Below are 11,563 nucleotides of genomic sequence, written 5' to 3' on the forward strand. Positions count from 1 at the left end.
GGCAGGGCGGCAACGACGCGTTCTACGTCGACGACACGACGGCGACGATCACGCTCGACGGCGGCGCGGGCAACGACACGTTCCAGATCGGCCAGATCTTCGGCACCCAGCGCGACGGGCAGTCGGCGCCCGACGGCGGGGCACTGCTGCCGGCCGACACCTTCCCGTCGCTGGTGCCGACGACGCGCGGCTGGCTGAGCCCGGGCACCCACGCCCCGCTCCTCGCCACCGGCGGCACCGGGAACGACCGGTTCACGGTCTACTCGAACCAGGCCGAGCTCCAGCTCAACGGCGACGACCACAACGACCTGTTCGTCGTGCGGGCCTTCGCGATCGCCGCGGTCTGCGACGCGAACGCCGACAACATCGCCGGCTGCGGACTCACCGACGTCGACTACCGCCCGGCGAACGGCGTCTTCCCGACCGACGCCGCCGACGGCGCCGACGACGGCAAGTGCGTGCTCGCGGGCGGGTACATCCGCTTCGACAACAACAACGACAACGTCTGCAACAACGCCGATGCGCACCTCACGTTCACCCACCTCGCGGGCTCGAACATCGACCTCGACCACACGATGTGGGAGGACGACGTCATCCCGCTCGATGCGAACGGCGTCGCGGTGCCCGTGATCGGCCTCGGCTTCTCGACCTCGCGTCCCCTCGACATCCGCGCCGGCGGCGGCGAGGACGAGGTGCAGTACAACGTCAACGCCCCCGTGAACGTCGACGGCGGCACCGGCTTCGACAAGCTCGTCATCCTCGGCACCGAGTTCGCCGACGACTTCGCCATCACCGACACGGCCATCTACGGCGGCGGGCTCAACGTGAAGTACACCACCGTCGAGATCGTCGAGGTCGACGGGCTCGAGGGCGACGACCAGTTCTTCGTGCAGTCGACGGCCTACGGGGTGGCCTACCGGGTCATCGGCGGGCTCGGCTCCGACCTGATCAGCGTGACCGGTGACGTCACCGCCGACATCGTGACGCGCGAGCTCGAGGGGCTCTCGGGCGCGGTCGACCACCTCGTCACGGCGCCGAACGACCCCGGCTACGACGGGCTGCCGACCGACGGCGTGCCCTACAACGTGGCCACCGGCGCGGGCGGGATCGTCGTCATCCGCGAGCACACCGGCGGCACGGCCGTGCGGGAGGGTGCGGCGGGCTCCGAGGTCGTGAAGAGCTACGACTACTACACCGTCGAGCTCGCCGTGAAGCCCACCGCGAACGTCTACGTGACCGTCTCGGCGGCGTGGTCGCCGTCGCAGGAGGCGAATGGCGCCGACCTCAACCCCGCCCCGCTCGCCGACGGCATCGGCGACACGGTCTGGCTCTGCATCGGCACCGCCGACAGCCAGTGCGACGAGTTCAGCGAGTTCCAGCGTCACAAGGTCGTGAACGGCGTCGTGGTCGACGAGAACGGCCGCGCGGTCGTGCTCACCTTCACCACCGTCGGCGACAACTGGAAGACCCCGCAGCGCGTCTACCTGTGGGCGGTCGACGACCCGCGTGCCGAGGGCGATCGCATCGTGGTGATCCAGCACTCGGTGATCAGTGACGACCTGCGCTTCCACGGGGCGGCCGTGCGCCAGGTGAACGCGCTGGTCTACGACAACGACACCCCGGGCGTCTACGCCGTGCCGGTGACCCCGGGCGGCAGCACGGTCGACGGACGCACCATCGTCATCGAGGGCAGCGCCGCGACCGAGCGGACCGACGACATCCTGCTCTCGCTCGCGAAGAAGCCGGCCGTGGGCGACACCATCTGGGTGCGCATCTGGATGGACGCCGACAGCCAGCGCCTCATCACCCTCGACTTCTCGGCGGTGCCCGCGGCGCGCTGGCAGCAGTTCTCCGACGGCAACGGCGGCACCTACTACGCCGTGAGCTTCGACTCGACGAACTGGAACGTGCCGCTGCGCATCATCGTGCACGCCCGCAACAACTCCGACCCGGGCGACGCGCTCACAGCGGTCATCAACTACCAGCTCGACGCGCTGCTCACCACGCCGGCCGCCGCAGCCGCCTACCCGTTCCCGAACCTCCGCAGCGGACCGCAGCGCACCGACGTGCTCGTCTACGACGACGAGACCCCGAACGTCGTGTCCATCCCGACCGGCACCGACACCGTCATCGTCAAGTGCGGCAACGAGGCCTGCACGATCCCCGGTGGCACCGACGGGTACACGATCCGGCTCACGAAGGCGCCGAACGGCACCGTGACGATCGCGCTCCTCACCGACGGCCTCGTCGACGTGGTCTCGGTCGGCGGCGTCGCGGTCACCCCCGCCGGCTACCAGGTCGTCGGCGGAGACGTCCCGAGCCGCCGGTTCCTCGGCAACCTGGGCTTCGCGGGCAACACCGTCACCCGGGCGAACGGCAGCGACCTCGGCAGCTTCGTCGACGAGGGCTTCGTCGCCGGCCAGCGCATCCGCATCTCCTCGTGCGGCGTCACCGTCTACACGATCGTGGGCGTTCCGGCCGACGGCAAGAGCCTCGTGCTGAACGCGTCGGTCGCGGGCTGCGGCTCGGGCACCGGCTCGAGCATCAACCTCCTCACCCGCTCGGGCATCTGGGACGGCACCGCGACGACCGAGTTCGTCGGCGGCGCCTGGCGCCTCGTACGGCCGCTCTCGGGCAGCTGGCTCGCCGACGGATTCGCCGAGGGACAGTGGGTCGAGATCTGCCAGGGCGGCACCTGCATCCGGGCGAAGATCGCGGTGATCCGCGGCGACAACGCCGGGCACGACGAGAAGCTCGAGCTGCGGGCCTTCGGCCTCTCGGGCGACTCCCTCGCCGCCTTCCTCTCGGGCGGCCAGTTCACCGTCGTGCGCATCGCCGCGGTCGTGACCTTCGTCGCGGCAGGCAACGACTACGCGACCGAGAAGGTCATCGAGCTGCGGGCGGATGTCGCGTACAGTCAGCCGATCCAGCGCCAGGGCGTGAAGATCTTCCCGGCCTCCACACACCTCGTGTCGAAGCTGCGCGGCCCGCTCGCCGTCGAGGGCGGCGTCAGCGGCGCCGACCGGTCGCTCGAGCTCGGACTCAAGCTGCCGGGGGAGCAGGACGGCCCGCTGTTCGCGATCGCGACGCAGGCGCCCGAGACCAAGCAGATCGACATGCTGAACATCTACAACGACTCCAGCCAGGCGCACGGCCGCGGGGTCATGAACAGCACGTCGCTCACGGGCTTCGGCATGGCGAAGAGCCTCGACTTCGGGGCGGGCTACGGCGGCGCCGAGGGGCAGACCTTCGGTGAACCGCAGGTCTTCCCGGGCGGCATCAGCTACGGCACCGTGCAGTTCGTCGACGGCCGCTTCGTGACGAACGGCGCGAAGAGCTCGATCGAGATCTTCAACCTCATGCTCGGCGTCGGCAACGACCGGTTCGACATCCAGGGCACGCTGCAGCCCGACGATGCGGTGAAGCTCACGGGCACCGTCGTGCTCGGGGCATCCGCGGGTCAATTCGGCTCGACGCACCGCCTCAGCCGGCAGGCGCCGTTCGACTGGAAGGCCCAGGGCTTCCTCGTCGGCATGCCCGTGACGATCAGCGGCATGACCGGCCTCTGGAAGGTCGTCGGCTTCGGCGACGACGATCCGGGCGACACGACCGACAACACGGTCATGTACCTCAAGCTGCTCAGCGGAACGGCGGCGACCGGCACGGCGCTGCGCACGATCATCGGCACGGACGTCCCGGTGACGACGACGACCCCGGTCGTCATCACGCCGAACGTCACGGGCGATGGCGGCACCGTCACCCGCTCGACGGGCAGCTGGGCCGCCGACGGCTTCGTCGTGGGCCAGCTCGTGATGATCCAGGGCCTCACCGGCCAGTGGCGGCTCATGGCGATCTCCGCCGACGGCAGGACCCTCACCCTGCAGCGCGGCGACGTCATCGCGGCCCCCGTCGCCGGTTCGCCGACGGTGTTCGTGCCAGGCCCGCACGGTGGCATCACCGCCGTGCACGGCGGCGGCAACTCGCCCGTGCAGAACTCGTTCGCGATGGTGCGCTCGCTGCCCACGGCCGGCGCCCCGGCCGGCACCGCTCTCGTGCTCACCCGCCTCGACGGGCTGCCGTGGGGCCTCACGCCGTCCCTCGCGGGCAGCGGCTACGTCGTCGGCAACCCGTACGGCACCGGCCCGCAGCACGTCCAGCTCGCCGGCGAGAGCTTCACGCGCCTGATCCTCGGCTTCGGCAACGCGCCGTGCCCCTACGCCGACCCGTTCCCGCACTGCGGCGAGGGCACGGTCATGTACCTGTCCGGACCCGTCTACGGCGGCCCGCTCGGCACGGTCGCGACGACGGTGCACGTGGCGAAGCCCGTGGAGGTCACGGTCACCGCGCCGATCCAGGTGCACACCGACTTCATCGTCCGCACCGACGCCGGCTCGTTCGCCGCCGACGGCTTCAAGGTCGGCATGCAGGTGCGCATCTCGGGCATGCCGAGCGCGTACACGATCAAGTCGATCTCGGCCGACGGCAAGACCATGACGTTCTGGAACGTCGCGTTCCAGCCCACCGTGTCGCTGAACGCCGCCGGGGCGGCGGTCTGGAGCGCCCCGCTGTTCACCGTCACCGGGTACGACCCGCTGCGCGACGGCGGCCCCCGCATCGGCGGGGACACCATCACCGTCTGCAACCTCGTGAACCCGATCGACGGCGTCGCCTGCGACCTCGAGCAGACGGCCGGTCCGAACTCGCCGCTCGTCGTCTACGGCGACACCTCGCAGGACGGCGTCTGGTACTCGGGCCACCCGTCCGACGTGCTCGGCATGGAGTTCGGCCCGAAGCCGTTCGACCCGTTCACGCACATCCCCGACGCCGAGAACGAGGACGACGAGTGGATGCTCGGCCTCGCGCACCCCTACGACAACGCGGGCAACGACATCATCGACGCCTCCGGGCTCTTCGCCCACCGCGCCGCGACCAACCTGCCGACCGTCGGCTTCTCGGCTTACGGCGGACTCGGCGACGACCTCATCATCGGCAGCCAGGCGGGCGACCACCTCGCCGGCGGCTCGGGCGACGACGAGATCCGCGGCCTCCGCGGGGTCGACCACATCTACGGCGACTCGGGCATGAACGCGAACCTCTTCACGAGGGCGCTCGAGATCCCGGTCAGCGACCGTTCGCCGAAGCCCTCGGTGACGGGCGCGGGATACCTCGACAACGGCACGACGATCCAGCCCTACCCGTCGCCGGTGCGCGACGACCTGCTCGTCGCCGGTCGCGACCTGCTCTTCGGCGACGGCGTCGGCACGCTCGGCGGCGGCCCCGAGTCGGCCTACGACGACATCGTCTTCGGCGACCACGGCGAGATCGTGCAGAACGGCCCGGCCGCCTCCAACACGGCCGACCCGAACCTCCCCGACCCGCGCCTCCAGCGCATCCAGACCACCGCGATCTCGACGATCAGCTCGATCGAGAGCCGCAACCTGCAGCGCGGCTCCGACGACGTCGTCTTCGGCGGCCTCGGGCGCGACGTACTCGTCGGCGGCGCCGGCCACGACTCGGTCGACGGCGACGAGGCCGACGACATCCTCTTCGGCGACAACGTGACCTTCGTGCGCACGCCCGGCGACTGGACGAGCCCGCGCTTCCAGACCCTCTGCGGCACGCTCCTCTACAGCCGCACCGATCGCGTGAACGCCTGCGGCGGCGTGGTGGGCGAGGACAACTCGGGCCTCCTCCTCGTCGACGGCACGCCGCGCGCCTACCGCGACCCCGACGGTGCGCCGTGGTGGGCCGAGTACGACGTCACGAACCTCTTCCACACCTTCGCGTTCGATGAGGGCACATCGGGCGCCGGCAGCTTCGGCAACGACTACCTGGCCGGCAGCCAGGCGCACGACGTGATCCTCGGCCAGCTCGGCAACGACACGATCCAGGGCGACGGCGGCATCGAGAGCGCCTTCGCGAGGATGACGGATGACCCGACGGTCACCTGGCACGTCGGTGCGAGCCGCACGCCGCTCGGCTGCGTCGGCACCCCGGGAGCGATGGTCTGCGACTCCACCGGCGTGCTCGTGGTCGTGCCGTCGTTCGAGGCGGCGACCGACGGCGAGGACTACCTCGAGGGCAACGCCGGCAACGACCGCATCTTCGGCAACCTCGGCCAGGACGACATCGTCGGCGGGTCGAGCGACTTCTTCAGCCTCGTGACCGCCGACCTGCGCCCCGACGGCCTGCCCACGCCCGGCGCCTGGTACGGGCCGAAGGACGACCGCGGTGCCGACCTGCTCTTCGGCGGTGCGGGCACGCAGATCGGCATCAACAACCAGGTCTCGGGCACGCCGACGGTCCCGGGCCTCGACGGCGGTGTCCTCGCCGACGGCACGCTCCCGGTGAACATGGACGCACGCGACGCGGACACGATCGTCGCCGACAACGGCCGCATCATCCGGATCGTCGGCATCGAGCACACGGACGTGAACACGTCGGGCATCGGCCAGACGCAAGCCGGTCAGCCGAACTACGTCACCTTCAACTACGACATCGGCGGCAGCCAGCGCCTCGTCGTACGCGGCGTGCACCTGCTCGACTACACGGTCGGTGGTCCCGACTTCGTGCCCCAGAACTTCGGCCTCCCGACCGGCGCCGACTGCAACGGCTCGGCGACGCAACCGACCTGCTCCTCGATCCTCGACACGGCCACCGGCGCCTGGAAGACCACGCAGATCGGCGGGCGCGACGAGGTGCACGGCGAGACCGGCGACGACACGGTCTACGGCGGCGCCGACCACGACGTCATCTACGGCGACGCTCAGAACGACGACCTCATCGGCGGCTGGGGCAACGACTGGATCTCGGGCGGCACCGGCTCCGACGGCATCCTCGGTGACGACGGCCGCATCTTCACGAGCCGGAACACCGGATGCTCCGTCGCTTCCTCGTCCGTCTGCAACGAGGACGCGGAGCCGCTCTACGGCATCAAGAAGTTCCGCCAGGTGGACCCCGACACGAAGACGAGCCAGGGCGATGTGCTCGGCGAGTCCATCTCCACGCCGGGCCAGGTGCAGACCGCGACGATCAACGTGGCCGGCCAGCTCGTCAAGGCCGCCGACCTCACGGTCTACAACCTCGGCCCGAACGAGAACATGAGCCAGCACCAGGTGGCGAACCAGCCGACGTTCGACGCGAACAACTCCGACGACATCATCTTCGGCGGCTGGGGCGGCGACTGGATCCACGGCGGCGCGGGCGACGACGCGATCTCGGGCGCCGAGGCCATCGGGGTCGGCGCCACGTCCGGCTACGCGCAGCACTTCTCGCCGATCGGCGACCCGATCGGGCTCGAGCTCATCGACTTCGCCCACCCGTGGAACCCGGGTGACGTGCTGCACTTCGGCGCCGACACGAACGCGTGGCACTCGAACAACCACAACGAGATCCGCCTCGGCGAGTTCCTGCTCTACGACGAGTACGACCCCCGCCGCGTCATCCTCTTCAACGGAGACGGCACGGTCTGGAAGGGCGGCGCCATCCCGTGGACGCGGCCGTTCTTCCTGAACAACGAGGCGCTCTCCGGCAACTGGGTGGTCGCCTGCATCGCCGTGGACAACCAGGGCAACTGCACGCAGTTCACGACCCTGGATCCGCTCATCGGCGTACACCAGCCCTCCGACGGCGACGACGTGCTCTTCGGAGACCTCGGCAACGACTGGGCGGTGGGTGGCACCGGTCAGGACACGATCTGGGGCGGCTGGGGCAACGACCTCTCCAACGCCGACGACCTGCTCACGACGAACAACGGCCTGAACGACGTGCCCGACGGCGTGAACTCCAGCTACCAGGACCGCGTCTACGGCGGCGCCGGCCTCGACATCCTCATCGGCAACACCGGCGGCGACCGCCTGATCGACTGGGTGGGCGAGTTCAACACCTACCTCGTGCCGTTCGCGCCGTTCGGCATCGCCACCGTGAGCCGCCAGGTGGAGCCGCAGCTGCCGCAGTTCCTCTACGCCCTCTCGCGCAGCCAGGGCGCCGACCCGACGCGCGCGACCGACACCGGCGAGGACCCGGCCCGCAACGGCGAGCCCTACGGCGAGCTCGGGCTCATCACCCAGCACGATCACGGACAGTGGCAGACCCAGACCGGCGGGCCGACCGACCCGCAGGCCGGCAACATCCCGGGCGGACGTCGCGACACCCTGCGCGGCGCGGACTTCAACGACGGCACCACCCAGGGCTTCGCCACCGACTCGGGCGCGTTCTCGGTGCAGGGCGGCGTGCTCAAGGTGACCGCGGCGGGTGTCACGAACGACGCCGTCGCCGTCTGGTACTCGGACGCCTACAAGAGCGTCTACTTCGAGCTGTCGGCGAAGATCTCAATGGACAAGGCCACCGGCGGCTGGAAGGCGAACGCCTACATCGTCTTCGACTACTTCGGGCCGTTCGACTTCAAGTTCGCGGGCATCGATGAGTCGATCAACAAGATGGTCATCGGGCACCGGAACGCGAGCGGGTGGTGGGTCGACGCGCAGGGCGTGGTGCCCGGCGGCGTGCGCTCGGGCAAGTACTACGACCTCAACGTCGTGGTGAACGGGCTCATCGTCACCGTCACGATCGACGGCGGCAACGCGTTCAGCTACACGTTCGCACCACGCCTCGTCGACGGCGACTCGGTCGCGCTCAACAAGGGCCTCGTCGGGTTCGGCTCGCAGCAGGCGCGCGGCTGGTTCGACAACATCGCGCTCACGGTGATCTCGCCCGCGATCACCATCGACCGCACCGAGGCATTCGACGGGGCATCCGCCGCCCTGACCCCCGTCGCAGGAACGTGGTCGTCGACGCCCGGCAGGGTTATGGGGATGCCGGGCGTCGACGGCCTCGCTGCCGCGCTCGTCGGCTACACCGCGGGCGGCGCGCCGGCGCCCGGTGGAACCGGCGTGCGACTCGACCCGATGAGCTACCTCGAGGTCGAGGCGGTGCTCGCCGCCAACGGCTACAGCGGCATCGTCTTCGACTGGTACGCGAACGACGACTTCAAGTTCGTCGCGCTCGACGTCACCGGGAAGCGGATCGTCGTCGGTCACGTCTCGCCCCGCGGAGGCTGGGTCGTGGATGCCGCGGTCGCGAAGGTCTTCGTCGCCGGGCGCGACTACCGCCTCAACCTGGTGCTGAAGCGCACGGTCGTGACGATCACGCTCGACGGCCAGGTCATCACCTCCTACGCCTACAACTCGCCGCTCGCCGACGGGCAGACCGGCGTGTTCGGGCGCGGCACGGGCCAGTCGTTCGACTCCTTCCGGTTCCGCACGGATGACGCCGCCTTCACTGGGGCGCCGGCGCAGGGCGCCGCGGGGAGCGGGGCCCGCGTCGCCACGACGACATCCGTCGCGACGACCTCGACCGCGACGACCGCGACCACCTCCGGCGCGGCGACGGGGACGACGGCCGGCACGACGACGGGGACGACGGCGGGCACGGCGACGGGCACGGTGGACGGCACCGCGGCCGCGGTGCCCCAGCCTGCTGCTCCGAACGCGACGAGCCCGTTCTCGGTCGCGATCGCACCCGACGGCGGCGTGAGCTTCACCGCCGCGGGCGCCGACAATCGCGACTTCTACCAGGTCCGCCTGGTGTGCACCGCGGCCGGCGCGATCGTCTACTCGACGACCCTCGTGCTGCAGGTCGGCCCAGACGGCGTGGGCACCACGCAGGTCGTGCATCCGCCCGCCGGCGACTGCGTCGCCACGCTCGAGATCCCCAAGGGCGGCGGCAAGGTGCGGGTGCTCGAGACCCTCACGTTCACCGCGGTCTGACCCGCACGCGCAGTTCCGCGCGCCCCCCTCGGCCCGGACGCGTCGAAACGGATGAAGCGCTCCGCATACGATACGCCAGAGTGGCGTTCAAGGGGTTGCGCGGCTTCGGCATACCGTGATTTCGTTGGGCACCCCCGAACGAAGGAGCACGAATGGGTTTCTTTGCATTTCTCATCCTCGGCCTGATCGCCGGCGCGATCGCCAAGCTGATCCTGCCCGGCAAGCAGGGCGGCGGATGGTTCATCACGCTGCTGCTCGGCGTCGTCGGCGCACTGCTCGGCGGCTGGATCGGCAGCCTGCTCTTCGGAGTGGGCCTCCAGGACTTCTGGAACCTCGGCACGTGGCTCCTCGCCATCGCCGGGTCGATCATCGTGCTGCTGATCTGGGGCCTGATCACGAGGAACCGCAGCCGCACCACCTGATTCGAAGCACCATGACGAGCGGATGACGCGACGACGTGTCATCCGCTCGTCCGTGTCTCGGGGCCGCCGCCGGGGCCGCGCGCGGCGTGCGGTGCTAGCATCGGCGGCGACGCCCGTGGAGCGAGAGGAGACGACGTGCTCGAACCGTTCGTCGTCGTGCTCCGCATGCTGCAGGCCGCGTTCGACCTGGCCGTCGCGTCCGACGCGCATGTCGGCGCGCTGCTGGTCGGCGTGCTCGGTGCCGCGGCCCTCGCCCTCGTCGTCACGGCATGGCGGGCCATCCCTGCCCTCGTCGCCGCCGATCGGAGCGGCGCAGCGACCCGGCTCCGGCAGACCGCCGACCCGGGCCGGCTCCTCGCGCAGAGCGACCCCGATGCGGCCGGGCGCCCGCGTCCCAGGGCGCCGGGGCGCGGCATCCCGGCCGCGTAGCTCCCGACCGATCGCCCATCGACGTCCCGCCTGGCGGGACGCTCGCACGTGCACGGTCCTGCCCTCGCGGCCAGACGGATCCCGCATCCCTCGACCGCAAGGACACCTCATGAACCTGTACGACCTTCCGCCCGTCGCCGCCGTGCTCGACGCGGCGCACGCCCTCCTCATGCACCTCGCCACGGTGCTCACGCCGTTCGCCGGCGCGTCGAGCGCGGCCGCCGCGATCGTGCTGGTCACGCTGCTCGTGCGCGCGGCCCTGATCCCGGTCGGCATCTCGCAGGCGAAGGCGGAGCGCACGCGCGCCCGGCTCGCCCCCCGCCTGGCCGAACTGCGTCGCCGCCACGCGAAGGACCCCGACCGGCTGCAGCGCGAGACCATGGCGCTGTACGCCGACGAGGGCGCGTCGCCGTTCGCCGGCTGCCTGCCGATGCTCATCCAGGCGCCCATCGTCGGCGTGATCTACGCCCTCTTCGTGCTGCCGACGATCGCCGGCCATCCGAACGCGCTGCTCGAGCAGACCCTGCTCGGCGTGCCGCTCGGTTCCAGCCTCGCCGGCTCGATCGCCTCGGGCACCCTCACGCCCGGTGCGCTGCTCGTGTTCGGGACACTGATCGGCGCGATCGCGCTCGTCGGCGAGCTCACCCGGCGGGCGTTCCGCCCCCAGCCGACGCCGCAGGACGGACCCGCTGCGCGCCCGGGCGAAGGCGCATCGGGGACGGATGCCGCGGCCGCGGTGCTCGGGTCGGCGGCCATGCTCCGCGTGGTGGGCCTCCTCCAGTTCGTCACGGCGGTGATCGCGGCGTTCGTGCCGCTCGCGGCGGCGCTCTACCTGCTCGTCACCGTGACGTGGACCCTCGGACAGCGCCTCGTGCTGCGGCGCGTGTATCCGCTGCCGCCCGCGCTGCCCGCCCTTCCGGCGTGAGCGGCCGCGCCCGCCCCGCT

General features: G+C 70.8%; 4 protein-coding genes (1 of these 4 cut by a window edge). All 4 read left to right on the forward strand.

Translation table 11 applies throughout. The features are described from left to right. Window positions 1-9,767: the end of a hypothetical protein gene (locus J2X63_RS11655; protein WP_309977217.1), read on the forward strand. The gene continues 19,042 nt to the left of window position 1, outside the view; 9,767 of the gene's 28,809 nt are visible here — the last part of the coding sequence; its start codon lies beyond the left edge, outside the window; its stop codon occupies window positions 9,765-9,767. Between the two features lie 152 nt (window positions 9,768-9,919). Then, a complete protein-coding gene (locus J2X63_RS11660; RefSeq protein WP_309977218.1) occupies window positions 9,920-10,189 on the forward strand; it encodes a GlsB/YeaQ/YmgE family stress response membrane protein in 270 nt (89 codons plus the stop codon). Window positions 10,190-10,324: 135 nt separating this feature from the next. Further along, a complete protein-coding gene (locus J2X63_RS11665) occupies window positions 10,325-10,618 on the forward strand; it encodes a DUF6412 domain-containing protein (protein WP_309977220.1) in 294 nt (97 codons plus the stop codon). 109 nt (window positions 10,619-10,727) lie between these two features. After that, window positions 10,728-11,543, forward strand: coding sequence for a membrane protein insertase YidC (locus tag J2X63_RS11670; RefSeq protein WP_309977222.1), 816 nt, complete (start codon window positions 10,728-10,730; stop codon window positions 11,541-11,543). Window positions 11,544-11,563: the final 20 nt, after the last annotated feature.

The organism is Agromyces sp. 3263, assembly GCF_031456545.1.
Lineage (GTDB): Bacteria > Actinomycetota > Actinomycetes > Actinomycetales > Microbacteriaceae > Agromyces.

What these genes read in the sequence shown, in the direction of transcription:
- J2X63_RS11660 (WP_309977218.1), top strand. Translation starts at nt 9,920, where the DNA reads ATGGGTTTCTTTGCATTTCTCATCCTCGGCCTGATCGCCGGCGCGATC.
- J2X63_RS11670 (WP_309977222.1), top strand. Translation starts at nt 10,728, where the DNA reads ATGAACCTGTACGACCTTCCGCCCGTCGCCGCCGTGCTCGACGCGGCG.